The sequence below is a fragment of the Candidatus Niyogibacteria bacterium CG10_big_fil_rev_8_21_14_0_10_46_36 genome (genome assembly GCA_002772995.1).
Lineage (GTDB): Bacteria > Patescibacteriota > Minisyncoccia > 1-14-0-10-42-19 > 1-14-0-10-42-19 > 1-14-0-10-46-36.
Map to the genome: position 1 here is coordinate 57,487 of PFCO01000006.1, position 25,806 is coordinate 83,292.

The following is a 25,806-nucleotide window of genomic DNA, read 5'->3' on the forward strand; positions in this document are numbered from 1 at the left end:
AAAAGTAGAACCGCACGCACCATGGGTGCATATTGATGTTGCAGACGGTACATTTACACCGAACACCCTGTGGCATGCTGCCTCGGATCTTCAAGGAGTAGAGACCCCGCTTTCTATTGAGGCGCATTTGATGATACGCGACATAGATACGCGCTACGCCGAATGGCTTATACCGCAAGTGAAGCGCCTGATAATCCACCTTGAGGCGGGGCATGATATTGGCTATGTTGTGCAGAACATAAAAGGAGCGGGGAAGGAGGTCGTGCTTGGCATCCTCCCAGAAACGCCATGGGAAAAAACAAGACCGTTTTGGGGTACGATAGATGGCGTTCTTTTGCTTTCTGTGTCGCCGGGGCTGCCGGGGCAGGCCATGGATGAACGCACAGAAGACAAGATACGAGGGTTACACAATGCCTGCCCTGATTGTATACTAGAAGTAGATGGCGGTGTGAACAAAAAAACCGCACCTCTTGTTTTTCGTGCGGGTGCTTCGCGTGTCGCATCAGCCTCCGCTATTTTCGGGGAAAGCAATATTAAAGAAGCGATAGAAACATTACAGCATGCATCTTCATGACGACAAAATAAAATTCTTGGAAGAGAAGGCGAATGAAATACGTGAATCTCTCATCAATGAATTGGTTGAGGCCGGTTCAGGGCACTCCGCGGGTCCTTTAGGCATGGCGGATGTGTTTACGCTTCTTTATTTTCATACATTAAAACACGACCCCGAAAATCCTGGATGGGAGGACCGGGATAGGCTTGTGCTTTCAAACGGGCATATTTGCCCAATTCAATATGCGGCGATGGCTCACGCCGGGTATTTTCCGTTAGAAGAACTAAAAACGCTTCGGAAATTCGGGACGCGTCTTCAGGGGCACCCGCATAGAACCGCCTTGCCCGGGATTGAAACAAGTTCGGGGCCATTGGGTTCGGGACTTTCGCAGGCAGTGGGCATGGCGATTGCGCTTCGGATGGATGGTAAAAAGAACTTTGTGTATTGCCTCATGTCCGATGGAGAACACGATGCCGGGCAAATATGGGAAGCAGCGCTTCTTGCGGGGCGTGAAAAGCTCTGGAATCTCATCGGCATTATCGACCGGAACAATATCCAAATAGACGGCATGACCGAAGATGTTATGCCGCTTGAGCCGCTTCGTGCGAAGTACGGCGCATTTGGGTGGCATGTCATTGACGCAAATGGGCATGATTTTATGGATTTGCACATGGCGATAGAGCAGGCGCAGGTAGTACAGGAAAAGCCGGCGCTCATTATTGCGCACACCGTCCCTGGCAAAGGCGTTTCATATATGGAGCGTGATTACACTTGGCACGGCAAACCACCGACAAAACCTGAGGAGATAAAGAACGCATTACATGACCTCCGTACTCTGGGAGGGAAAATTACATCAGAACATGAGTAATATATGTTGTTGCATAAAAAAATGAACTTGGTGGAACAAGCGCTTGATGTAAAAGCGCTTGAGCAGGCGCCTATCCGGAATGGGTACGGTGAAGGCTTAGTAGAAGCGGGAAAGAAATTTCCGAATGTAGTTGCGTTGTGTGCGGACCTCACTGAATCAACACGGACAGAAGATTTTCGGAAGGCATTCCCGGAACGGTTCTTGCAAATAGGAGTTGCCGAACAGAACCTTGCGTCGGTTGCAGCAGGTATGGCTGCTGCTGGAAAAATTCCCTATATTTCTTCGTACGCAATGTTTTCTCCCGGGAGAAACTGGGAACAGATACGCACCACTATCTGTTATAACGAGCAGCATGTAATCGTCGCCGGGGCGCACGCAGGAGTTTCTGTGGGTCCGGATGGGGCAACACACCAAGCAGTAGAAGACATGGCTATTATGCGTGTCATTCCGAATATGACGGTTCTTGCGCCATGTGATGTACACGAAGCACGCAAAGCGACATTTGCGGCGGCATCTCTTCCGGGGCCGGTCTACATTCGCTTTGCGCGTGAGAAAACTCCGATCTTTACCACTCCAGAAACTCCATTTGAAATAGGGAAGGCAGAAATTTTCTGGGAAGGGAAAGATCCACAAGTTGCTCTTATTGCATGCGGGCCACTTGTGCATAATGCGCTTCTTGCCGCAGGAATGCTTGCTGAAGACGGCATTGATGCTATCGTCGTGGATAACCACACAATAAAGCCGATGGACGAAAAGACCGTCATTGATGTTGCAAAAAAAGCAGGAGCACTCGTTACTATAGAAGAACATCAGATAAATGGTGGCATGGGGTCTGCGGTAGCAGAAATCATAACGCGGAATGTCCCAGTGCCTATTGAATTCGTAGGTGTTCTCAATCGCTTTGGGGAGTCCGGAGAGCCTACAGAGCTTATAGAAAAGCTGGGCATGGGGCCCGCATCCATCGCCGAAGCGGCAAAAAAAGTTATTCAGAGGAAGTGATGTTTCTTTCATTCGCAGTGCGGTATACTAAAGGCATATGGAATTATTTTTGAACTTCGTATTATTTTTTGATCTCATGGGCGTATTTCTCGCGTTCATGGCGATTACCATTGTTGCCCATGCGGCAGGAATAGTGGTGGGGCGGGTAAGAACTGGGCTGTTATCTTTTTTGTGGGGGCTTTCTCTCATTCTTGTGTCCTTCTTGTATGCAATAGTGTATATCTACGAGCCAACGCTGCCGGATCTCCAATCATTTATTCTTGCGCTTGGCATGGTGTTAATTCTGCTTTCTACAAAAAAATTGTTTTCGTTATATCAGCCGGCATAACAATGCTTTGTTGGTAACATTAATATAATTGCCTAACATATGGCTTTTTTTTATGACATTGTAACAATTGGATCAGCAACGCGTGATGCGCTCATGCGCAGCAAGACGTTCCGGGTGCAAAAAAACAAAGGAAAAGGCCTTGAAGAAAACCTAGTGCTCCCGCTGGGTTCAAAAATTACTATTGATGAGATGTTTTTTGGCACCGGAGGAGCGGGCACAAATACCGCAGTTACATTTGCGCGCCAAGGGTTTAAAACCGCAGCTATCGTGAATGTCGGGGATGATGTCCGTGGCCATGAAATAAAAAATGAATTGGTACAGGAAGGAGTTGATGCTCATTTTGTACACACAGATCCCCGTGCGCTTACGGGATATTCGGTCATACTTGAGCCTTCGTCGGGAGAGCGTGTTATTTTGAGACATCGTGGCGCAAATGACAACCTTACAGCGACATTGATACCATTTTCGCGTATCCGTACGCGGTGGCTCTATCTGACATCCCTTTCGGGTAATCTGAGCATTTTGAAGAAAGCGGCTATGCTTAAGAAAAAATATGGCACGCGCATCGCATGGAACCCCGGGGGAGTTGATCTCGCGCTAGGACTCAAAAAACTAAAGCCACATTTACGCATGCTGGATGTGCTTATTGTAAACCAAGAAGAAGCTGCGGGGTTGCTCGGCGTGTCGTATCGGAGCCGCGAAAAAATATTCAGGAAATTTGATGCGGTTGTAGATGGCATTGCGGTTATGACTATGGGTCCGAAGGGCGTTGAGGTATCTGACGGAAAGACGGTATGGCGTGTGGGTACGTATAAGGAAAAAGCGGTCGTTGACAGGACGGGTGCGGGGGATTCATTTGGTTCAGGGTTAGTGGCAGGACTTATGAGAAAATCAAAAAGCGGACACATGACGACAACTGATGCCGCCATTCTTTATGCGCTTCGGCTTGGAAGCGCGAATGCGACCTCTAAGGTAGAATATATCGGTGCAAAAACAGGTCTTCTGACAAAGCGGCAATTTGAAACGCAGAGACGCTGGAAAAATCTTTCTTTTTCGGCAACGAAAATAAAAAAATAATATGGATGCCGCAACCGACATAGCACGCCTTTTAGGCATATCGCCGAATATATTACGGAATATTGATGAGCATATGAGTTCGCGCTACGGCAAAGATGGTGTGCTTGAGCGTATTGCGCGCGAAAATAGAAACTATGTTCAAAACCGTCTCGAAGTACTCGGCATAACGAAGAACCACGCGCACCAGATGCACAAAGCGCTCTTAGGAAAGATAAAACGCGATGACCACGCGCTTTTTGAATATTTCCGCGAACCTGTTTGTGATAGCGAAGAGCGCTGCAGAGAGCTTATGCTTACTGCGCAGGATCTTGCGGATGTTGGGAATGGATTTTTTCTAAAAAAAGAAAAAGCGCGGGAGCTTTTGGAACGGAATCCTCCAAAAAATATCCTCTCCTTTTTTAAGATGAAGAGCGTCTCAGAACTTTTAAACCGTTTCGATTTATTTGAGGTATATAGCGCCCTTCGGTTTGTTGAAGACAGGACTTGGCTTAATACCGTTTTTTTTAAACAGATAGAATATCTTTCTCCGGATGATTTTGAAGAGCGGCCGATAAAAGTGCATGTGCTGCATAAAGAGTGGCTCACAATTGCAGAGGCATTTTTAGAGAAGAAGTTCCATAATGTAAGTCATTTAAAAGAACTTGGGATTATTTTTGTGATTCCTATCCCTATAGATACTGCGGGGGAGACCATGCGCCTGTTCAGCCTGCTTTTGCACTATCTCCACGAGATTACCTTCTACTCAAAATTATTCAGGCTATACGCGCATGAGCCAGATACCTTTGCGAAGCGCCTCGTGTCTTCGTTGCGGGGGGATGTTATGGAGAAGCCGTTCCCTGGGGATGAGCAGGCGTATCGATGGATGATGGTTCAGCGGTATCTTGCGAAAGAAGACGAAAAAGATCCACGCCTTTTTGCAAGTCACGTAAACCCCGAGGCTATTCATTGGACCCGTGCAGAAAATGATATCGCGACATTAGGGAAAAGAGAAAAAAGCCTTGAGCTTGAGTTTTGGCATGGACTTGATTGGGTGGGGGCATTTATTCCGGATGAACTCGGAGGGGAGACATTTACATCGTTTAATTTAGTTGATAATGCCATGTCTTTGGTTTCGGCAAAAACCGTAGTAAAATATACCTACCATCACCGCGAAGCGCTCTGGAATCAAGTGTTCAGCGCGTATACGGGATTTAGCATGATGGAGGAGTTGATTATTAAGAATTTTTCCCAAGGATTTATCGAAACATAACATGAAGCTCGCTGGCTATTTTAAGAAAGCATTGGAGGGAAAGTGGGCGGTCCCTCATTTTAATATTGCAACATTGGAACAGCTGAAAGCCATGGTTGCTGTAGCTGAGCGTGTGCGTTCACCGTTGCATATCGGGACATCAGAGGGTGAGGCTAATCATTTGGGATTTTTGCAGTCTGTAGCGCTTGTGAGAGCGTTTTGCGAAGAATCTGGCATTCCAATATTTCTGAATGCTGATCATTTCCACAGCGTAGAATCAGCAAAAGCGGCGATTGATGCCGGATATGATTCTATTAATATTGATCTTTCTAAGGAATCGTACGAAAAGAATGTGGAGGGCACGAAAGCAATTGTCCAATATGCAAAAACAAAAAATCCAGATGTTTCTGTAGAAGGAGAGCTTGGATATCTCCGCGGGTCTTCAACGATGCAGCATGAAGTTATAAAAATACGGCCGGAAGATATGACCGACCCTGCTCAGGCAAAAGAATTCGTACAAGAGACGCAGGTGCAGCGTTTTGCGCCCGCAGTAGGGAATATTCATGGGATTGCGGCAAATGAACCGAATATAGACATTAAGCGGATAGAGGCGATTCGCGCCGCGCTTTCTGATGATATAGCAATAGTGCTCCATGGCGGTTCAGGTATCTCCGATAAAGAGATGAAACAAGCAATACAGGCGGGTATAAATAATGTACATATCAACACGGAGGTGCGGGTGGTGTATGCAGAGGCGCTCCGCGCGTTCTTGAAAGAGAATCCCGAAGAGACAACACCATACAAAATGTTCCCATCGGTTATTGAGGCGATGGAGAAAAAAATAGAAGAAAAAATCATTTTATTTGGCAGTAAAGATTCTATATAATTAATTTTTCCCATACATACATATGAAAATATTTGTAACACGACAGATTCCGGACGAAGGAATCAATGCATTACAAGGAAAGGGGTATGAACTTACGGTAAGTCCGCATGACCGTGTGCTTACCAAAGAAGAGCTCATAGGATATATCCAGGGGAAAGAATATGACGCGGTGCTTTGTCTTCTTACCGATACCATAGACGCCCAAGTGCTTGATGCGGCAGGACCGCAGTGTAAGATTTTTGCAAATTATGCCGTCGGGTTTGATAATATTGATTTGAAAGCCGCGGCAGAACGCAATATCACAATCACGAATACTCCCGGAGTGCTTACGAATACCGTTGCCGAACACACATTTGCGCTCATGCTCGCAATTAGTCACCGGGTAGCAGAAGCTGACCGGTTTACGCGGAATGGGATGTATAAAGGATGGGCGCCGATGCTTCTTTTGGGGAATGATCTTTCTTCAAAAACAATAGGGATTATCGGGCTTGGCCGCATTGGTTCGCGGGTGGCGCATCATGCGGTACACGGATTTGATGCGAAAATAATATACCACGACATAAAACGTAACGAAGAATTTGAAAAAGAATTCGGTGCGGTATATAAGGAAACGCTCGAGGATCTCTTGGGGGAGGCCGATTATGTATCTATCCATGTGCCGCTTCTGGATGCTACGCGGCATCTCATGAATGCAGAACGATTCGGGCAGATGAAGTCGACGGCGTATGTGATTAATACTTCACGGGGTCCGGTTATCGATGAGCAGGCGCTTTTGGAAGCATTGCAGAAAAAAACTATAAAAGGAGCGGCAATTGATGTTTTTGAGGGAGAGCCCGCGGTTACACCGGGGCTCGCTGACCTCGAAAACATCATTATGACGCCGCATATTGCGTCAGGCACTGAAGAAACCCGCCAAGCCATGTCCCGGCTTGCTGCAGACAATATTATAGCGGTTTTTGAGGGTAGAGAAGCGCCGAACAAAGTGGTCGCCAAATAACAACTCTTGATTTTTGCTTTTTCCTATAGTATGCTGAAAAGCGTTCTTATATGTTGTCGCTAAAGGCAGAAAACCGGATTGTATCCGGCAAAAAAGTAGACGCACTCCGGAGCGAGGGGAAGATTCCTGCGGTGGTGTATGGAAAGGGCATTGATACGGAAATGCTTGCTGTCCCGTATGCGGATTTTGTCCGTATCTGGCGCGAAGCAGGGGAGTCATCGCTAGTGATGGTTGATACCGGCGATAAAAAACACAATGTTCTCATCTCCGAAGTTCAATTTGACCCTATTAAAAACACCCCTCTCCACATTGATTTTCATGCGGTGCGTATGGATGAAAAGATTGTGGCAACTGTGCCGGTTGAATTTGAGGGAGAATCCCCGGCAGTTAAACAAGAAGGCGGCGTTCTCGTGAAGGTTATCCATGAGCTTGATGTAGAGGCGCTTCCGGCTGATTTGCCCGGAGAAATTATTATTGATATTTCGGGACTGAAAGCATTTGAAGATCGCATAATCGTAAGCGATATTAAGCTTAAGGAAGGAGTGGTCATTCAGGCTGATCCGGAGGAGGTTGTTGTGCTTGTTTCTGCGCCGCGCGAAGAGGCTGAGGAAGAGACAGCAAAAAGCATTGATGATATTGAAGTAACAACTGAGAGAAAGGAAGAAGACGGAGAAGGAGGAGAATCTGCAGAAAAAGAGACGAGTGCAGATGCTTCGTAAGCCCCTGTTGCTGCATAGTGGTTATACAGTATACTAAAAGGTAATGGGAAATAAGTTCCATTATCTTTTTATTTTGGGCGGAGTCGTTGTGCTCGTGCCCTTTTTCCTGTCAGCACAAACAGTGAACCCCGCACTGGTAGGAGAGCGGAGAGCAGAGCTTGAAGCAGAACTGGCAGAGCTTGAAACGCAAATTGAAGGGTTCCGGGGCGTTATTTCAGAAAAGCAAAAGGAGCGGACATCGCTTGAGCGGGATGTCGCAATACTTGATGCTCAGATAGAAAAATCTCGCCTTGAGATTCGTGCGCGCAATCTCACAATCAGCAAACTCACCGAATCCATAGGAGAAAAATCAACACTTATAACTTCTTTGGATCAAAAAATAGATAGCGAAAAAGAATCACTAAGCGAACTTCTGCGTAAAGTATACGAACTTGACCAGACCTCGCTTGTTGAGCTTATGCTTTCTTACGAGACGCTTTCTGATTTTTTTGTCGATTTTGATAATTTTGATACTGTCCAAGTCGCACTTCAATTCTCTTTCGGCGAAATACGCCGGACCCAAGCAACTGCAGGCGAAGAACGCACATCGCTTGAGGAGCGAAAAACCGAAGAAGTGCAATTGCGTGCGCTGCAAGAATTAGAGCGGCAGAGGATTGAACAACAGGAAAAAGAGAAACAAAATCTTTTAAATATAACAAAGGGGGTAGAGGCGGAATATCAAAAGATTCTCGCGGGCAGGGAAAAGGATGCCGCAAAAATACGGAGTGAATTGTTTCTGCTTCAAGGATCAGCGGCAATCCCATTTGAAAAGGCGGTGGAATACGCGAACGCAGCTTTTCAGCTCACGGGTGTGCGTCCTGCATTTATTTTGGGGGTTGTCGCGCAAGAATCAAATCTTGGAGAAAATGTAGGCCAATGCCTTCTTACAAACCAGCCGAGTAAGGGAGACGGAAAAGGTATAAATACGGGGAGAATATTTAGCGGAGTAATGAAGCCAAGCCGGGATGTTGATGTTTTTGTGCAGATTACTCAAGAATTAGGACTTGATCCATATAGCATGGTAGTGTCATGTCCTCCTGGATACGGCTACGGGGGTGCGATGGGGCCCGCTCAATTTATTCCTTCTACCTGGATACTCTATAAAGATAAAATAGCACAATTAACAGGCCAGAATCCGCCAAACCCGTGGGACCCTCGGACTGCATTTATAGCATCTGCTGTTTTGCTCAAAGAAAATGGCGCTGCCGCAGGGACATATCAAGCCGAACGCTTAGCGGCACTTCGATATTTTGCAGGATGGGTAAATGCGAACAAGGCATCATATGCGTTTTACGGAGATGATGTTATGGCGCTTGCAACAAAATATCAAAACCAAATAGACATCATTTCCCGGTAACAAATAAACTGCTCATACACATATGAGCCGTTTATTTATAAAGTTGCTTCTTTAAGTGTTTGTATGATGGGGTCAAGATTTCCCGCAAAGATATCCTGGATATTATGCCATGATTTTTTTATGCGATGGTCGGTTATCCTGTCTTGCAGCACATTATAGGTGCGTATTTTTTCCGAACGATCCCCGGTTCCTATTTGGCTTTTGCGCGCTTGAGATTGTTCCTTTTCCCGTCTAATGCGCTCTTCGTCGATTATTTTTGCCTGCAATATTTCAAGTGCCCGTTCGCGATTTGCTGATTGCGATCGCTCACTATTTGAAAGCACCACAATACCAGTCGGTTTATGGGTGATACGAACCGCCGTTTCTACTTTGTTTACATTTTGTCCGCCTGGACCGCCTGCACGCGTGAATTCAATCTCAAGGTCTTCATTTTTTATGATAATAGTTTTCGGGGGGTATATGGGGAATACGGCAACAGATGCCGTTGATGTGTGAATGCGGCCTGATTTTTCTGTTTCAGGGACGCGTTGTATCCGATGGACGCCTGATTCATACTGCAAATAATTATATGCTTCTTTTGCATGTATCCGCGCGATTATTTCTTTATATCCTCCAAGGGAATTTTCGGAACGATTGACGAATGAAATGCGCCATTTTTGCTTCGCGGCGTATGCTGAGTACATATCAAATAAATCACGGGCGAAGAGAGCGGCTTCATCTCCTCCCGCACCCGCACGAATCTCAAGAATCGCACCTAGAGAAGCGGACTCCGCCTCATCTTCTGTAAGAGTTTGTTGTATCTTTTTCTCGGTTATTTTTTCTTCTTCGGTTATCCGGAGAAGATCTTCTTCAGCAAGTTGTTTCATTGACGGATCGTTCAATAGTTCTTCAGTTTCGCGGCGTTTTGCATACAGATTGGCAAGCCCGTGAACATCTTCAATTATTTTTGAGAGCAGACCAAAACGAGCCGCTTTCTCTTGGTCTTGCCAGCCGGTCTTTGCAAGCTCGTCTGAGAGCGTTTTATATTCTTGTTCTATATTGTGTAACTCTTCTGGGGTCATAATGCGTGCAAAAGAAAAACGAGCGCCCTGAAAAAGGGACTCGTTTTTCTTACGCGAGAGAAGTTATTTTTTTGTTTTTGCCCGCTTCTGTTTTGCCCTGAATTTTTCCACACGCCCAGCGGTGTCTACTAATTTTTCTTTTCCGGTAAAGAACGGGTGGCAGTGCGAGCAAATTTCAATATCCATCTCTTTCTTGGTTGAGCCGGCGTGGTGTATGTGTCCGCATGCGCAGGTAATTTTTGCATCCGGATAATATGTAGGATGAATGTCTTTTTTCATTAGTGTCTATTATATAGGCATTGATTTTTTTTGTAAATAGGTGTATTATTTTTGCGGAAAAACAAGGCTAAGGAGGAGTTTATGGAAAACGGAGAGCCGCTATCCCGCAGTATAAAAAGGTGGGTGTGCAGCCATCTTTCTTTAATAGACAGACTGTTGTTTTATGCGTTTGCCGCGGTCTCTTTTTGGTATTGGGCGGAGTGTGTTTCATTCTTATACACGGGGCACGGGGTATATGTATCGTTATTATACGCGTCTGATGTATTCTACGATCTTTATTTTACTGCACTTACCGGATACGCGCTGATGACATTTATGTACGCACGGAAGCGGTGGGGGAGTATATTTATTCTCCTCTGGCTTCTGCTGTGTGTTTCTGCGCATGCTCTTGAGTGGATTGGGATGATATCATTTGGAGTCTTGGAGCGCGCTTTGGTTGATAAGACTACCGGCATGGTATTGCTTGTCTTCCTGGTTCGTTTTGGGGCAAAGGTGGTAAAACATCGGTCCGAACAAGATCAGGGGAAGCCTTCCTGTGATTAGCCGTACAAGCTAAGGAAAGCCCATATTCTTTAAGGAATATGGGCTTTATTTATCTCTTGCAGAATATGCGGTATTTTAGTATGATAAGTCATCATGTCTGAAGAAGTAGAAAATGAGGTCGCAGAGGATACACCCCTGCAGATAACTGAAGCAGACCCAGAATTAGAAGCCATGTTCAAGGCGGGGGTTCATTTCGGCTATTCTCGTTCGCGTCGGCACCCCAAAATGGGGCCGTATATCTTTGGTTTGCGCCACAATGTAGAGGTGTTTGATCTCGAAAAAGTGCGTACCCAACTTGATCGCGCCTTGGATTATGTCATCGAGATAAGCAAGAAGGGGGAAGTTATGCTTTTTGTGGGAACAAAGCCCGCGGTGCAAACAGCTGTTGAGGAGACAGCCGGGAAGATTGGTATGCCGTTTATGACTGACCGATGGATTGGAGGACTGCTCACTAATTTTTATATCATTCGTAAGCGGATGGATTACTTTGAAGAGTTAAAAGAAGCAAAGCGCTCTGGAGAGCTTTCGAAATACAAGAAGAAAGAAATAGTTATGAAGGAAAAGGAGTTAGAGCGGCTAGAGCACAACTTCCGTGGCGTTGTTCAGTTGAGGCGTCGTCCCGCGGCACTTTTTGTAGTAGACCCTGCAGAAGAAATAACTGCAGTACATGAAGCGCAGCGGCTTTCTATTCCGGTTATTGCTATTGCGAACAATGATGTAAATCCCACCCTTGTTGACTATGTGATTCCGGCGAATGACTCCGCTCGTTCAAGTGTTGCTTATATTCTTGATAAGGTTATGGACGCATGGAAGAAGGGGAAGGAGCAGGCACCGGCGGAGACCCCGCAAGCGTCTGAAGTCACGGCATAATCGTGTATAATAGAAATCATGAGTAATGATCTCGAGACAGTAAAACAATTACGAGAGGAGACGGGCGTCTCTATTATGGCTTGCAAGCGCGCACTTTCCCAGAGTGGTGGCGATATGGAGAAAGCAAAGGAGATACTCCGCAAAGAGAGCGATGCGGTTGCAATAAAAAAAACGGACCGCGAAACAAAAGCGGGGGTGATTGATGCGTACATTCACTCAAATAAAAAGGTGGGGGTACTCTTGGAGGTGCGTTCCGAAACCGACTTCGTTGCGCGGAGCCCGGAATTTGAAGCGCTTGCCCACGATATTGCTATGCATATTGCGGCATCCACACCCGAATCTGTAGATGATCTGTTGTCACAGCCGTTCATCAAGGATATGAGCATGACCATCGGCGATAAAATAAAAGAGGCAATTCAGAAGTTTGGTGAGAATATTGAAGTTGCCCAATTCGAGCGCTTTTCTCTATAACATATGTATATTTTTCTCGGACTTTTCTTGCTCTCGTTCGGCGGCATCTCCGCTCTCTTTTTGCGCCATATTTCTGCGGTGCGTGCATTGCCGGAAGAGGAACTCGTTCAGTTTGTGGATATGAATCCGTCCCCGTTTTATTCGCTCCAGCAAGATTATGTTGTTCCATTCTCACGCTGGTGCCAACACACCGCTTCTTTTTTGTTCTATCACTTTGGTGAATGGGTAGTACGGCACATCCGTGCTCTTTTGTTGTTCGTTGAAAAACGACTCAAACGAATAGGTGATTACCTGCATGGACGAAAGATTGTGATGCGCAAAAAAGGACAATCCCCATTTTGGGACTCTATGCATGAGTGGAAAGAAGAGATGAAGAATGACAACAGCGTTTCGCGCAAAGAACCGCTTGAATAAAAAATGCAACGCCTTTCTCTGGCTGCTGCGTTAGAAATATAATGCCACCCTAGCTCAATGGTAGAGCAACACTTTTGTAAAGTGAAGGTTCGCGGTTCGAATCCGCGGGGTGGCTCTATCACAACACTCTTATATTGCTACACGCGCGCATTACACACCTTTTTTTCTTTGCTAGTATAGATGTATGAAGAAAAAGCGCATTGTTATTATTGGAGGAGGCTTTGGGGGGGTGCGCGCTGCTCTTGATTTGTCTCGGCATGTTTGTTTTGATGCGGATGTTTTTTTGATTGATAAGGGTGGGTATCACCAATATCATCCTAATTTCTATAGAATTGCGACAACGTTTTTGCCCGAATCTCGCGTCGCGCGCCCTGACACCTACCGCGAACTTCGCGATAGGATAGCAATCCCTCTAGCTGAGATAATCGATATATCAAAAATACATCTCATCAAGAAAGAGGTCACTGAAATAGATCCCAAGAATCAAATGATTCGATTTTCTGATAGTGAGGCCCTTTTTTATGATTGGCTGGTGTTAGCGCTTGGTTCCGTATCGAATTATTTTGATATTCAGGGAGCAGAAGAACACGCTCTTGAATTAAAAAGCGCGGAGGATGCGCTTCAGATACGAAGCGCGATAGACGAAGTATTCGCTACCACTCCGAAACACAAGCCCATCAATATTCTTATTGCCGGGGGAGGGCTTTCGGGATGTGAACTCGCCGCTTCTCTTGCTTCGTATGTAAGGCGCCTGGCTCGCGTTCATCCTCATCCAGGAGACACTGTCCGCATCACTCTTGTAGAGGCTTCAGACACAATATTGCGGCAAGTTTCTCCGCGGATACGAAAAAAAGCAGAAAAACGTTTGCGTTCTTTGGGCGTTCAAATACATGTCCGGAGCCGTATTACAAAAGTTACCCGAACAGGAATAGAAGGAATAGAAATTGTGTCCCATGAAGAACACCCGTTACGTAAGAAAAGTTCTAATGAAGAAACAAGTCCGTTTACGCTTCCGTGCAGCGTCTTTATTTGGGCCGCGGGCGTAAAGGCGCATCCGCTCACCGAACACATTATAGGAGCAAAGCGCAGTCCTAAGTCATGTCTTATAGTAAATGATCATCTACGTGTACTCCCATTCGAAAATATATTTGCTATCGGTGATGTTGCGGCTTGTTCGCCCGTCTCCACTGCTGTGCCGCTCCCTATGACTGCTCAGGTTGCAATCTCAGGAGGGCAATATGTTTCGTTCACATTGAAGCGTCTTATTCATAAAAAAATGACATTCCGATACTACGAAAGAACGGCGCGGTTTGTTATTCCGCTTGGTCCTCATTATGCCCTTGCCGAGTTCGGCCCCTTCATACTGTCGGGGCGTCTCGGCTGGTGGTTAAAACGCTTGATAACATTTGATTATCTCACCGGTATTTTACCGTTTTGGCAGGCTCTTAAGCGGTGGCGCACGAGTCACAAAGAAGGATGAAAAACTCCCCCACTAGACGTAAGTGGGGGAGTTTTGTTTTACGGCGAATAAATGTCAGGCATATACCGGACGCTTCCAACCCGGTAGCCTATAAATGCGTTTGCTACCGCAACTGCCAGCACAGCTAGAAATGGGTGCACTATGACGATGAGGATTAAATACACCCCTATATTTAAAAAAGCGTATAGGGCGAAGAAAGCTAAGCATATGACAAGATTCATTATATTCATAAAGAACTCCCTGCTTGATTTTTCTGGAAAATAGAGTATCATATTTTTATCTATGAGTCAAGAGAAATTGGTGTATTTGGATTACGCTGCAACAACCCCGGTTGATCCCGAGGTTATCCATGCTATGGAACCATACTGGGCAGAAAATTTTGGGAACCCAGGTTCCGTTCACAAGCATGGCCAAGCTGCCGTAAAAGCGGTAGATAATGCACGGGAACGCGTAAAAGAATGCATAGGAGCGCATGCGTTACGAGAGGTTATATTTACGGGTTCTGCGACCGAAGCAAACAATCTTGCGATTCAGGGCGTTATATCGCGTTTTGCATTTCGCGATGGAAAGAAGGTTCATGTTATCACTTCCACGATAGAGCATCCTTCCATACTTGAGCCATATAAATACGCAGAGGCAAAGGGGCTTGCAGATGTGACATTCGTGCGGCCGGATAGCGAGGGACGTATTGCGCCGGAAGATATCAAAAAAGAATTTCGCCCGGATACAGTGCTTGTGTCTGTTGGGTATGCGAATAATGAGATTGGGGTTGTTCAACCAATTTCGGAGATTGCAAAAATAGTAAAAGAATTCCGCGGGCCCAAAAAAACTCCGTACATTCACACCGACGCAGTACAGGCGGTGCAATTTTTAGATACGCATGTAGAGCGATTAGGCGTTGATTTAATGACGATGTCCGCGCATAAAATATATGGACCAAAGGGGGTGGGCGCGTTGTATATACGGGACGGTGTGTCTCTCCAGCCGCTTATGTACGGAGGCAACCAAGAGTATGGCATCAGGCCCGCTACGGAGAATGTTTCGTTAATCGCTGGCTTTGCAGAGGCAATGCGTCTCGCGCATAAACAAAAAGAAGAAGATATTTTTAAGCGCGTACAAAAACTTCGTGATGATATATTCCCCAAAATACAGAATATTGCTCCGCTGGCGCAATGGAACGGGACGCGCGAGCATTGCTTACCAAATATTATTAATGTGTCGTTCCCCCGGGAGAGTGGGGAGCTATTGCTTATCGGTCTTTCAGAAAGAGGGGTGTGTGTTTCCTCGGGGAGTGCATGTAGGGCGCGAGCGCAGGAACCCTCATATGTCCTCCAGGAATTAGGGAAAACAAAGGAAGAGGCCCGTTCAAGTATACGCATTTCGTTGGGAAAATATAGCACAAAAAATGATGTTGATATGTTTGTTGACGCCCTTTCCGCACTGCTTCATAATAGAAAGTGAAGCCCCGTTGGAAATCCTTTGCAAAATTTTATAAAATTTTGCTGGACGATAAACGGCGGCATGATGTCATTCTCTTATATTTTTGTCGTAGCATGGATACTTTATTAATCAGATTTCTAATGGAGTAAAATGGAGGATCTCACAAAAACACAACTCGTTCTTCTCGTGCTCTTAGTGAGCTTTGTAACCTCAATCGTAACAGGCATTGTTACTGTTACGCTGGTTGATCAGGCGCCAAGCCCGATTCGTGACACCATCCATAAGGTGGTTGAGCAAGTAAAAGTAAACCCAAACGAAGAAGACGAGGGTAAAGCCGTTACCACAGAATCAGTGACTGTTCTTACACAAGAAGATTTGGTTATTAAGCTCGTCCGCGAAAGCCAGTCAGCAGTGGTAAGTGTTGTTGCAACAAAGGATGTCCCGGTACTTGAGCAGGTGTATATAGACCCGTTCGGGAACGACCCTTTCTTTGATCAGCTGATTCCCCCAGAGCTTCGGCAGGTCCCGCAATTGCAGCAAAAAGGCACACAACGCCAGGATGTTTCTGCGGGAACCGGATTTTTTGTTTCTCGGGACGGGATGCTGGTCACAAACAAGCATGTGGTAGAAGATGCGTCTGCAGATTATGTAGTTGTTATGAATAGCGGCGAGCGTGTTCCGGCAAAGGTGCTTGCTCGGGATCCGGTCCAGGATTTGGCAATCTTAAAAATAGACCGGACAAATATTCCCTTCTTGCCGCTTGGTGATTCTGACACGCTTGCTATCGGCCAAAGCGTTGTTGCTATCGGTAATGCTCTTGGAGAATTCCAAAACACTGTTTCTGTGGGGGTTATTTCCGGGCTTGGACGCAGCGTAACTGCGGTAGGCCCAGCGTCAGGGCCTGAAGTTTTAAGCGAAGTTATCCAGACTGACGCTGCTATTAACCCAGGAAATTCGGGCGGTCCTTTGTTTGATCTCTCAGGGCGTGTTATTGGGATAAACAGTGCGGTCGCTCAAAACGCAGAAAACATAGGCTTTGCGCTTCCCGTGAACTTTGCGAAAAAAGATATATCCGATGTGAAGCAATTTGGGGAGATCCGCTACGCGTTTCTCGGGGTTCGGTATGTAACGATTACGGCAAAGGTTGCCGAGGAAAAAGGATTGCCGGTAGCATACGGTGTTTTAGTTGCAAAGGGGTCTAACGGCGAAAGTGCAGTTATTGCGGGCTCTCCGGCAGCAAACGCCGGGCTTAAGGAGGGAGATATTATTCTTGAAATTGATGATATTCGAATTACATCGGATAAGCCTCTCGGGAATATAGTCGGGCAGCGAAATGTTGGGGATATTATTCATCTTCGGGTACTGCGCGGGGGAGAAGAAATAGTGCTTGAGACGGAACTTGCAGAAAGACCAAATTCGTTGTAAAATAAGACATTCTATAGGATAAATCTATTATATGCTTCCTTTTGGACAATTCACATTAAAAGCACAAGAAGCGATTCGGAGATCTCACGAATTAGCTCTTGAGCGTGGTCAAAATCAAGTAGATTCGCTGCACTTGCTTGCTTCGTTACTGCTTCAGGACGAAGGCATTGTCGTGTCTATTCTCGACAAACTTAATGTAGATTCTTCGCTTATTATCGACTCCGTACTTGATGCGCTTGATGGCAATATAACTTCTCGCAAAACCGCAACGCCCTCATTTCAAATGATGCTTACCCCTGAATTCGGAAGAGTCCTTGAGCATGCGCACAAAATAGCTCATTCAATGAATGATGAATATATTTCTACGGAGCATCTTTTTCTTGCGGTCTTTGAGGTGCCGGGGCAATCTCAGCATATTTTGAGCCATTTTCGTATTGATAAAAATGCAGTCCGTCAGACCATTGAAGAATTGCGTGGATCACAGCGGGTTACGGACATAGAGCCGGAATCAAAACTTAAGGTGCTTGAGCGCTACACGCGGAATCTCACAAAATTTGCACGGGAAGACAAACTGGATCCGGTGATCGGACGCGATGAAGAGATCCGCCGCATTATGCAAATATTATCCCGTCGCACAAAAAATAATCCGGTTCTTATCGGAGAGGCTGGCGTCGGGAAGACCGCTATTGTAGAGGGTCTCGCGCGCCGTATCGCTGAAGGGGATGTGCCTGAGATATTGAAAGACAAAGAACTGATTGCTTTGGATATAGGTCTTCTTGTGGCGGGAACAAAATATCGTGGTGAATTTGAGGAGCGTCTTAAGGCGATTATGCGCGAAATAGAACGCGCGGAAGGAAGGGTTATTCTATTCATTGATGAGCTTCATACGATAGTGGGCGCAGGAGGAGCAGAAGGCGCGATTGATGCTTCAAATATGTTGAAACCTGCACTTGCGCGCGGTGAATTGCATGCTATTGGGGCAACAACACTCAAAGAGTACCAAAAACATATAGAAAAAGATGCGGCGCTTGCGCGCCGGTTTCAGCCGGTACTTGTGGAGGAACCGGCAATTGAAGATGCGACCGCGATCCTTCGCGGAATCAAAGATAGATATGAATTACATCACGGCGTACACATCACCGATGCAGCCATAGTATCCGCCGTACATTTATCAAGCCGATATATCTCAGATAGATTTTTGCCGGATAAGGCAGTTGACTTAATGGACGAAGCCGCATCAGCTTTGCGGTTGGGACTTGATAGTATGCCGGAGGAATTAGAAATCGGGCGACGTGAGATTATGCGCCTTGAGATAGAAAAAGAAGCTCTTAAGAAAGAAGATGACGCCAAGTCGCGTGCAAAAGTAAAAAAGGTGCAAAAAGATATAGATGAGTCACGGGAAAAAATATCCGGGCTTGAACTTCGTTGGAAGAATGAAAAAGAAGCGATAAATCACATCCGCTCGTTTAGAAAAGACCTTGATAAACTCAAGCTGGAAGCAGACCAAGCGGAACGAATAGGCGATCTTACAAAGGTTGCAGAAATTCGATATGGTCGTATCCCCGATCTTGAGCGTCAGTTACGGAGTGAAGAGGCGCGCCTGAAAAAACTACAAATATCGCGCAAGATATTGAAAGAAGAGGTGACTCCCGAGGAGATTGCAACGGTGGTTGCGCGCTGGACGGGAATCCCGGTTATGCGTCTTTTGGAAGAAGAAGCGCAGAAATTAATGCGCATTGAAAAAGAATTAAAGAAACGGATAGTCGGGCAGGACGAAGCGATAGATAAGATAGCAAATGCTATCCGTCGCGCCCGCGCGGGCATCGCGGATCCTGATCGTCCGATCGGTTCATTCATGTTTTTAGGCCCGACAGGGGTGGGGAAGACAGAACTCGCGCGCTCTCTTGCGAAGTTCTTGTTTGCTGATGATAAGGCGCTTGTACGTATAGATATGTCTGAATATATGGAACGCCACTCCGTCTCAAAGTTTATTGGTTCTCCTCCAGGGTATGTCGGGCACGAAGAAGGAGGGCATGTTTCCGAGTTGGTCCGTCATAGGCCATATTCCGTTGTGCTGTTTGATGAAATAGAAAAAGCTCATCCGGAAGTATTTAATATCCTTCTTCAGATATTTGATAATGGGAGGCTTACTGACGCAAAGGGGAGGCATGTCAATTTCAAGAACACTGTTCTTATTATGACCTCGAATGTTGGTTCGGAATTTGTTCGGGAAATGGAAAAATTAGGATTTGCTACAGACGAAGAAAAAACCAAAGACAAAGAAAAAGAACTCAAGGGCAGGATACGCAATGCTCTCGAGCGCAGATTCCGTCCAGAATTTCTTAATCGACTAGATGAAATAATTATTTTCAATGCGCTTACCCCCGTAGATCTTGAGAGAATAGTAAAGATCCAGCTAGAACAGGTCAAAGAACGGCTTGAGGAGAAAGAAATTACTCTTGCTCTTTCAAAAGAAGCGCTCGCGCACCTGGCAAAAGAAGGATATGACCGTCATTATGGAGCGCGACCGCTTAAGCGTCTGATTCAGAATAAGATTCTTAACCCATTAGCAGAGCGTATTATAACAAATGATATTTCAAAGGGCTCTCGCGTAACAGTTGATTTTAAGCATAGTAATCTGAACATTAGAGCATCCTCAAAAAAAGAACGATCTTCAAAAGTAAAAAAAACAAAAGAAGCTATTGTCTCTAAGTAAATAGTCTCGTGCGCGATTAAAAAACGACCCCTGTTTTTATGGGGCCTGTTTACGCGAGGGGCATTTTTTTATATACTGATACTATCTTTGTTGCTTATATATTGCGCAGGTGGCAGAGTGGTCAATCGCACTTGGCTGTAAACCAAGCGCCCTGACGGGCTACGGGGGTTCAAATCCCTCCCTGCGCACAGGTCTTTCGGCATTCCGCTAACGGAGAGTTGAATATTATACATATATATAGTAATATAATGCCAATGTAGCTCAGCTGGTAGAGCAACTCCATGGTAAGGAGTAGGTCGCCGGTTCAAGTCCGGCCATTGGCTCAGTTCAAATTAACACACTATCATACATGGCAAAAGCAAAAGAAAATTTAATAAAAATAAAATGCGATGAGTGCAAGCGGATAAATTATTGGACGCACAAGAACAAACGGAAGGTTGAACGGAAAATAGAACTTAAAAAGTTCTGTAACTGGTGTAAAAAACGGACAGCGCACAAAGAAGCAAAGAAATAATTTTTTGCGTACCACATAAAAAGACTCCCTTCCGAGAGTCTTTTGTGTTTTTAGGATGGCTGAAGCAGCCGTACGGTGTCTGAGCCAAATGCAAGAGCTACGATCGAGAGGAACCCCAAGAACAGAAACACATATACCATATTTCCAAACCTAGTCATAAAGGTAGGGAATTTTCTATTCAAAAAAGACATAGTAATAAGTTCTCCATCAAGCATCCCGAGGGGGAGCGCATTCAAAATACCGATGTTTGCAGACATAACAGCTGAAAATACAACCGCTGCTGTATACGAGTGAATACCCGCGATATATGACCCTATGCCGATAGGTCCGGCGATGGTCTCAGTGGGAGATAATACTGTAACCATATATAGAAGGCTGCCCAGCGAGATAAAGCCAAGAATGAGGACGCACATGCCCGCAATGCACGGAAAGAACCAGAGCGTTCCTCCAAGGGCAACTACTATAAAAAATATACTAATGAGAACCAGAGAGAAATGTCCATGAAAAGCCCCAAAGCAACATACAAAAAAGATCAGCACCCCCGCAAACAGAAAGTTCATAGCAATGCCGCCGGAATAAATATGCTCTCTCTGGGCATAACCAAGGTTCTCTGTTTCCTCAGGATATTTCAGGCGTACGAAAGCGGCGATAGGCAGAAGGCGGACATGAATAGGAGTATCTCCAAACATGCGCCTCCAGCGAAATGTGAAAAGCTTTGGGCCCACTCCCAGGATGCATATTTCCTTAATGGTCACAGAGTAGCGTTTCATTAATATAGCGTGTCCGAGCTCATGGAGCGCCACAGCACAGACAAGAAGAAGGATGGTCACAAGCAGTATCATACAGTTCCCTCCAGGGTTTATCTTCAAAAAGAACTCAAATTATGGTAATATTATCACAATAGGGTGCATCGTTCAATTGGCAGGAGGATAGTTTTCTGCCAAGCTCATTAAGGGGGAGTTTAGTTAAGTGGTATAACGGCGGTCTCCAAAACCGCGGTCGGGGGTTCGATTCCCTCAACTCCCGCAGTAAAGTAAAGCGAACAAATTTTTTTGCAGACGGTCTCTTAGGACGCAAACAAGGCGATACTTAATATGTCTTTGCAATAACAAAAACAGCTCTGTAGTATTGGGCTGTTTTTGTTTTGGGTAGCATGGTGTGAGTACAGATGTATGGCATAAAACCCTAAAAATCTTTGTCAATGCATTCGCGAAAAGGAGGGAGTCTCTGGGTGTCCTTGTCTCTTGCTGCAGCGCGTGAGCAGCAGTGGTATATGTTAAAAAAAACACAGTCTGCAGATAAGGATGTTCGAATGCTGCATGGGTAAAATTTTGTACCGGACTTTTTGCCGGGTAAAAACAGACGAGTTGCGCTTTGCGTAGAGTGACGAATCAATATAAAAACCCTTCTTGGTAAGAAAAGTTTTCATATCGCTCTTGCAGAAAGAAAATAAATCCTTTTTAATCAAAGAATATGATAGTTGTGCTTCATAACATACGCAGTATATATAATGTGGGTTCCATTTTTAGAACAGCAGACGCGTTGGGAGATATAGAAAAAATTTTTCTATGTGGGATTACCCCCGCGCCGGTAAATGAAATAGGGGCATATAAGCAAGCATTTACAAAAACGGCTCTTGGCGCAGAAAAAACTATATCGTGGGAGAAGAAAAAATCTACTGCCGTTGTATTAAAAAATCTCCGCGCTCAAAATAAAGAATTAGAGGTGGTGGCTGTAGAGCAGGATAGACGATCTGTTCCCTTCCATCAATTTATCCCCAAATCAGCCCTTAAGAATATTGTCCTTGTTCTTGGTGGCGAAATACAAGGGGTCCCAAAAATTGCCCTTGATTCAGCCGATGCCATAGTTGAAATACCCATGCAGGGGAAAAAGGAGTCTCTTAATATAGCTATATCCTTTGCTATTGTTTCGTTTTTTCTGAAATATAAGGTTATAAAACATTAATATTTTATAGCCTATGTGCTCTTATTTTATAAAGATTTATAAGGTTTAATTTTTTAAAAAGCAAAAAAGTTCCTAGGATTGATATATCCGGGGCTTTTTTGTTCCGGGATATTTTTTCTAATAATTTTGTCAGTAAATTTAAAAAAATGTTTTTTAAAATATGATGAAGGGGACATTCTTAGATAAAGATTATGTAACATTGATATTTTTTTTGTATATTCTTATAAGGATTATCAATATTTAATCATCTTGCTAATTTTTATAAAGATATTTGTTAATATCATCTAAAAATGCTCCTTATCCCAACTTCCCAGGGAGAGGGAAGGGGGGGGTATTTTTAGATATTATTTTTTTTAAATAACGCGATTTCCTTGAAATATTTTTTTTAAAAAAATATTATAAAAATATTCGGCAAAAAAAAATCTTCAGAAGCTTCTTATCCACAAGGTTAAGAAGTTTTTGATTTTAAGCGCCGTTTTTAGGCTTTAAACTAAAAGTAATGGATAATAAAGCATTTCTCGCATTCTCGAGATTACGAGATTCTCAGAAAATACCGACTCTATTTTGGAGATAAGATAATATCTTGTGATAACGAGAAATAATTTGTTTCTAATGCTTTCTCGCCACTCTAACTCTTATAAAAAAATAATATTAAGAATTTTTTAAAAAATATTTTATCGGATTGAATGCTTCATTTTTGTTTCTAATGCTTTTCATCCCAACCATTTCTCGCACTTCTTTTTCCAGAAAGAGGCCAAAAAAGATCAGATCATATTTTGTCAATAAATTATCTGCAGAAAATAAAAAATCACTTTAATCTTTGTCACCAATAGTTCTGCGATGCTCCCCAATTTTTAATACTTCATGAGAGAGGATTTCGTCATCATAGAAAATAAGAAATATATCCCGCTTCGTGTAGCTGCGAAGCTTTCTGGCTATGCTAAAGACTATCTGGGGCAACTTTCCCGAGGAGGATATATTGATGCTAAGCGCCTTGGGCGGGCATGGTTTGTTTCTGAGGATTCTGTTTTGGCTTATAAATCAGGTTTACGGCAATTATCCTTTGAAAAGGGCGTAAAAACCGAAATAGGCCAAAGCGCTGCCCAAACAAGACCTTCCCAGCCTAAAGATGCAGCCGTCCAGGAATCATTTACTGAGAAAAGGGCGGGTGTTCATCCGCCTGCTTTTCCTGAAAGGATCGGAATTATTTCTCGGGCAGACACCGAAGCCATCAAAAAGGCATCAATAAAGTCCGAGGCAAGTTTTTGGCTGCTTTCCCGAAAGTTGGGGGGGGCGGTATCCCAAGCCGCTTTTTATTTAGCTTCTCGCACGTTTTATATCTTCGTATCTTCGAAAAAACGCCTTAAAATAAAAGAATCTCGCATCTTTGCCACCCCAAAAACGCAAGAAATATTGGCAGACTCTGCCAGTTTTGCTAAAAAATTTTTCTTAAAGAAGAGGGCGTATCTTATAGCGAGGAGACATTTTCTTCTTTCTAGGCAATTTCGTTCAATTTTTGTTGTTTTTTTAATATTTTTTATTGGTTTTTGGATAGGAGATACACGCGATTTTTTGGGCAACGCGGCACTTAAGGGTATCGCAAAGGCAAGAGAGATTAATTTCCACACAGTATTTCAAGAACCGGGAGGGGGGATAAAAGATTTTTTTGCGCAAAGATGGAGGGAAAGGACGGGGGAGGCTAGAAATATGCTTAAAATAATGGAATCTCGCACCTCAGTTTCTGTGCGAGAATTTGACTTTGATGACTATAGAAAAATAGGCGATATTTTTGTTGAAAATATAGGAGGTTTTGTTCTCCGTAATTATAATAATGTATCTTACATTCGGGAAAACGCTTCGGAAATAATAGGTTCTCGTGCTATCTCGTATATGCGAGATAGTGATAAATTCTGGGATTTTTATGCGTTTAAGGAAGGAGATGCGTTCTATTCTTCTGCTGCGTCTGTTGAGGGTGGTGATAAATTTTTGAATGTGTTTTCTAGTGGTCTAAAATATGTAATTCCTCGGATTGCTGCCAATTATGACTTCTACCTGCATGATGTTGCTGACTACATACGGTCACTTTTTGCTCCAGATGTGTCAAATACAGAATTTGCCCAGAACTATCAGGTAGAGTTTGATGCCCTCCGGGGAGAATTTGAAATTTTAAAGAAATCGGGGTTTACCATAGAACGCATTATTACTGAGCCGAATCTCATAGAACGGACAATTCTTAGGGAAATAGCCGGGCTGTCCCAGGCAGACCTTGATAATCGGGTCAATATACTCAGAAATGAGATCTTTCAAGAAATTGCCCGTCTTAACCAACTCTTAAGTAACCAGGTTGATTCAAATACCCGCATTGTTCAGCTTACTCAGGTTATTCATGAGCTTGAGAGCGTGACACTCACCAATGTGACAGTAAATGGAGTTATCGGCCTTACTGACGCAGATATCCCGAATGATATCACTATTAGCGGATATCTGCCGCTGGCTGGGGGCACATTAACGGGAGACCTGTTTCTAACAAACCCGGCGCGTATCGGTGTGGGCACAACAAGCCCCTTCGCTGATATCTCTGCGGCGGGTCTCATTGCGGGAGATTATTTATATATCGCTTCAACAACAGCAACGTCAACATTTAATGCAGGGATTCAGGTTGCAAGCCTGAATGTGACGTCAGCAACCGCAACTTCTACATTCGCAAATGGTATTCAAATTGCTTCCGGATGTTTCCGTCTTCCGGATGGGAGCTGTGCGGGCACCGGCGGAGGCAGCGGTTCGGGGACGGTGAATGCTGGAACACTCAATACGCTTGCGTATTACACAGGCGCAACAGAAGTAAGCTCCGCAGACTTCCTTTTTGTTAGTGCTGCTGGGCAGGTATTGGGTATTGGGACATCAACTCCAAACGCAAATGCTATTGTAACTATTGGGGCAACAAGCACCGCATCCATTCCTCTTGCATTGAAATTGCAGACTGGCCAAATAGCTGACGCATTCCAGATACAGGACTCCGCATCCTCAACACTGTTCTCAATTGATTCATCGGGTCGTCTTGAGGGCTTTGTGTCAAATTCGTCTTCAACAATAGACTCTGCATTTAATGTTTCGGGGCTTTTCCAAGCATCAAGCACGATTCTTGCAGGCGGGGGAACATCCACATTCTATGGCGGCATTGTGAGTCAAGGACTCCAAATTACAAACGGTGCAGGTGCCATTGAATCGGCGTCGGCAGGAACCAGCACATTCGCAAACGGTATTGATATTAATACGGGGGTTGGCTGTTTTGCGATAAATGGCGCATGTATTTCGGGGGGGTCAGGTGCCGGATCGGTAAACGCAGGAACACAGGATCGTCTTGCATATTATTCTTCTTCCGCAAATATAGACCCTGCAAGCTTCTTGGCGATAGATACAACAAATTCAATTTTTGATATTAGTGCTAGTATAAATATTTATGGCGAAATCGCATCGCTCGGTTCAGGAATCGGCACCTCCACCTTATTTGCCGCAACCAGCGCATTGGGTATCGGGACCTCAACACCTGACGCAAACGCAGTCCTTACGGTAGGCG

The 25,806-nt window shown here is 44.7% G+C and carries 25 protein-coding genes and 4 tRNA genes; 25 read left to right on the top strand and 4 right to left on the bottom strand.

Annotation, left to right across the window (positions count from 1 at the left end; all coding sequences use genetic code 11):
* The 10 genes from COU47_02905 to COU47_02950 form a co-directional block, all read left to right on the top strand.
* Window positions 1–574: hypothetical protein (locus COU47_02905; GenBank protein PIR69525.1), on the top strand; the 574-nt coding region annotated here is incomplete at its 5' end.
* Window positions 561–1,421, top strand: coding sequence for a transketolase (locus COU47_02910; protein ID PIR69499.1), 861 nt, complete (start codon window positions 561–563; stop codon window positions 1,419–1,421). The genes COU47_02905 and COU47_02910, both read left to right, overlap by 14 nt.
* A 21-nt stretch (window positions 1,422–1,442) precedes the next feature.
* The gene (locus tag COU47_02915) at window positions 1,443–2,420 is read left to right on the top strand and encodes a transketolase (GenBank protein PIR69526.1); all 978 of its coding nucleotides are present in this window, start codon (window positions 1,443–1,445) and stop codon (window positions 2,418–2,420) included.
* 37 nt (window positions 2,421–2,457) lie between these two features.
* Window positions 2,458–2,748, top strand: coding sequence for a hypothetical protein (locus COU47_02920; GenBank protein ID PIR69500.1), 291 nt, complete (start codon window positions 2,458–2,460; stop codon window positions 2,746–2,748).
* A 39-nt stretch (window positions 2,749–2,787) separates the two neighbouring features.
* On the top strand, window positions 2,788–3,825 hold the full coding sequence (locus tag COU47_02925) for a hypothetical protein (protein ID PIR69501.1): 1,038 nt from the start codon (window positions 2,788–2,790) through the stop codon (window positions 3,823–3,825).
* 1 nt (window position 3,826) lies between these two features.
* A complete protein-coding gene (locus COU47_02930; GenBank protein ID PIR69502.1) occupies window positions 3,827–5,074 on the top strand; it encodes a hypothetical protein in 1,248 nt (415 codons plus the stop codon).
* A 1-nt stretch (window position 5,075) separates the two neighbouring features.
* A complete protein-coding gene (locus COU47_02935; GenBank protein PIR69503.1) occupies window positions 5,076–5,939 on the top strand; it encodes a tagatose-bisphosphate aldolase in 864 nt (287 codons plus the stop codon).
* A gap of 22 nt (window positions 5,940–5,961) precedes the next feature.
* Window positions 5,962–6,936, top strand: coding sequence for a D-glycerate dehydrogenase (locus COU47_02940; protein ID PIR69504.1), 975 nt, complete (start codon window positions 5,962–5,964; stop codon window positions 6,934–6,936).
* 50 nt (window positions 6,937–6,986) lie between these two features.
* Window positions 6,987–7,655, top strand: coding sequence for a 50S ribosomal protein L25 (locus COU47_02945; protein ID PIR69505.1), 669 nt, complete (start codon window positions 6,987–6,989; stop codon window positions 7,653–7,655).
* A gap of 43 nt (window positions 7,656–7,698) precedes the next feature.
* Window positions 7,699–9,051 (top strand): hypothetical protein, encoded by a 1,353-nt coding sequence (locus tag COU47_02950; protein ID PIR69506.1) that lies wholly within the window; start codon window positions 7,699–7,701, stop codon window positions 9,049–9,051.
* Window positions 9,052–9,086: 35 nt separating this feature from the next.
* Here COU47_02950 and COU47_02955 read toward each other — a convergent pair whose 3' ends face one another.
* Both COU47_02955 and COU47_02960 read right to left on the bottom strand, forming a co-directional pair.
* Window positions 9,087–10,112 (bottom strand): peptide chain release factor 1, encoded by a 1,026-nt coding sequence (locus tag COU47_02955; GenBank protein ID PIR69507.1) that lies wholly within the window; start codon window positions 10,110–10,112, stop codon window positions 9,087–9,089.
* Between the two features lie 63 nt (window positions 10,113–10,175).
* Window positions 10,176–10,391 carry a 50S ribosomal protein L31 gene (locus COU47_02960; GenBank protein PIR69508.1) on the bottom strand — a complete coding sequence of 72 codons (216 nt, stop codon included), beginning with the start codon at window positions 10,389–10,391 and terminating at the stop codon, window positions 10,176–10,178.
* Between the two features lie 81 nt (window positions 10,392–10,472).
* Here COU47_02960 and COU47_02965 point away from each other — a divergent pair, with 81 nt between their 5' ends.
* From COU47_02965 to COU47_02990, 6 genes are all read left to right on the top strand, one after another.
* A complete protein-coding gene (locus tag COU47_02965; GenBank protein PIR69509.1) occupies window positions 10,473–10,934 on the top strand; it encodes a hypothetical protein in 462 nt (153 codons plus the stop codon).
* 93 nt (window positions 10,935–11,027) lie between these two features.
* Window positions 11,028–11,804: a 30S ribosomal protein S2 gene (gene rpsB, locus COU47_02970; protein PIR69510.1), complete on the top strand. Its 777-nt coding sequence runs from the start codon at window positions 11,028–11,030 to the stop codon at window positions 11,802–11,804.
* Window positions 11,805–11,822: 18 nt separating this feature from the next.
* The gene (gene tsf / locus COU47_02975; protein ID PIR69511.1) at window positions 11,823–12,275 is read left to right on the top strand and encodes a translation elongation factor Ts; all 453 of its coding nucleotides are present in this window, start codon (window positions 11,823–11,825) and stop codon (window positions 12,273–12,275) included.
* A 3-nt stretch (window positions 12,276–12,278) separates the two neighbouring features.
* Complete coding sequence (locus tag COU47_02980) at window positions 12,279–12,689, top strand: hypothetical protein (protein PIR69512.1); 411 nt, start codon at window positions 12,279–12,281, stop codon at window positions 12,687–12,689.
* 43 nt (window positions 12,690–12,732) lie between these two features.
* Window positions 12,733–12,807, top strand: a tRNA-Thr gene (locus COU47_02985).
* Window positions 12,808–12,873: 66 nt separating this feature from the next.
* Window positions 12,874–14,169, top strand: a complete 1,296-nt coding sequence (locus COU47_02990) for a hypothetical protein (protein PIR69513.1) — start codon at window positions 12,874–12,876, stop codon at window positions 14,167–14,169.
* Between the two features lie 38 nt (window positions 14,170–14,207).
* Here the strand turns inward: COU47_02990 and COU47_02995 are convergent, their stop codons facing one another.
* On the bottom strand, window positions 14,208–14,399 hold the full coding sequence (locus tag COU47_02995) for a hypothetical protein (protein ID PIR69514.1): 192 nt from the start codon (window positions 14,397–14,399) through the stop codon (window positions 14,208–14,210).
* A 52-nt stretch (window positions 14,400–14,451) separates the two neighbouring features.
* On the opposite strand from COU47_02995, the gene COU47_03000 reads away from it, so the two are divergent.
* The 6 genes from COU47_03000 (at window position 14,452) to rpmG (ending at window position 20,264) form a co-directional block, all read left to right on the top strand.
* Entirely contained in the window at window positions 14,452–15,630 is a 1,179-nt protein-coding gene (locus tag COU47_03000) for a cysteine desulfurase NifS (GenBank protein PIR69515.1), read from the top strand.
* Window positions 15,631–15,759: 129 nt separating this feature from the next.
* Entirely contained in the window at window positions 15,760–17,034 is a 1,275-nt protein-coding gene (locus COU47_03005) for a hypothetical protein (GenBank protein ID PIR69516.1), read from the top strand.
* Between the two features lie 31 nt (window positions 17,035–17,065).
* Complete coding sequence (locus COU47_03010) at window positions 17,066–19,750, top strand: type VI secretion system ATPase TssH (GenBank protein ID PIR69517.1); 2,685 nt, start codon at window positions 17,066–17,068, stop codon at window positions 19,748–19,750.
* 103 nt (window positions 19,751–19,853) lie between these two features.
* Window positions 19,854–19,938, top strand: a tRNA-Tyr gene (locus COU47_03015).
* A gap of 62 nt (window positions 19,939–20,000) precedes the next feature.
* Window positions 20,001–20,073: transfer RNA gene (locus COU47_03020), tRNA-Thr, on the top strand.
* Between the two features lie 26 nt (window positions 20,074–20,099).
* On the top strand, window positions 20,100–20,264 hold the full coding sequence (rpmG, locus tag COU47_03025; protein PIR69518.1) for a 50S ribosomal protein L33: 165 nt from the start codon (window positions 20,100–20,102) through the stop codon (window positions 20,262–20,264).
* A 50-nt stretch (window positions 20,265–20,314) separates the two neighbouring features.
* Here rpmG and COU47_03030 read toward each other — a convergent pair whose 3' ends face one another.
* Entirely contained in the window at window positions 20,315–21,106 is a 792-nt protein-coding gene (locus tag COU47_03030) for a hypothetical protein (GenBank protein PIR69519.1), read from the bottom strand.
* Between the two features lie 113 nt (window positions 21,107–21,219).
* Here COU47_03030 and COU47_03035 point away from each other — a divergent pair.
* The 3 genes from COU47_03035 to COU47_03045 all read left to right on the top strand — a co-directional run.
* A tRNA-Trp gene (locus tag COU47_03035) sits at window positions 21,220–21,290 on the top strand.
* 447 nt (window positions 21,291–21,737) lie between these two features.
* Window positions 21,738–22,229 carry an RNA methyltransferase gene (locus COU47_03040; protein PIR69520.1) on the top strand — a complete coding sequence of 164 codons (492 nt, stop codon included), beginning with the start codon at window positions 21,738–21,740 and terminating at the stop codon, window positions 22,227–22,229.
* A gap of 864 nt (window positions 22,230–23,093) precedes the next feature.
* The coding region (locus COU47_03045; GenBank protein PIR69521.1) for a hypothetical protein at window positions 23,094–25,806 on the top strand (2,713 nt) is incomplete at its 3' end.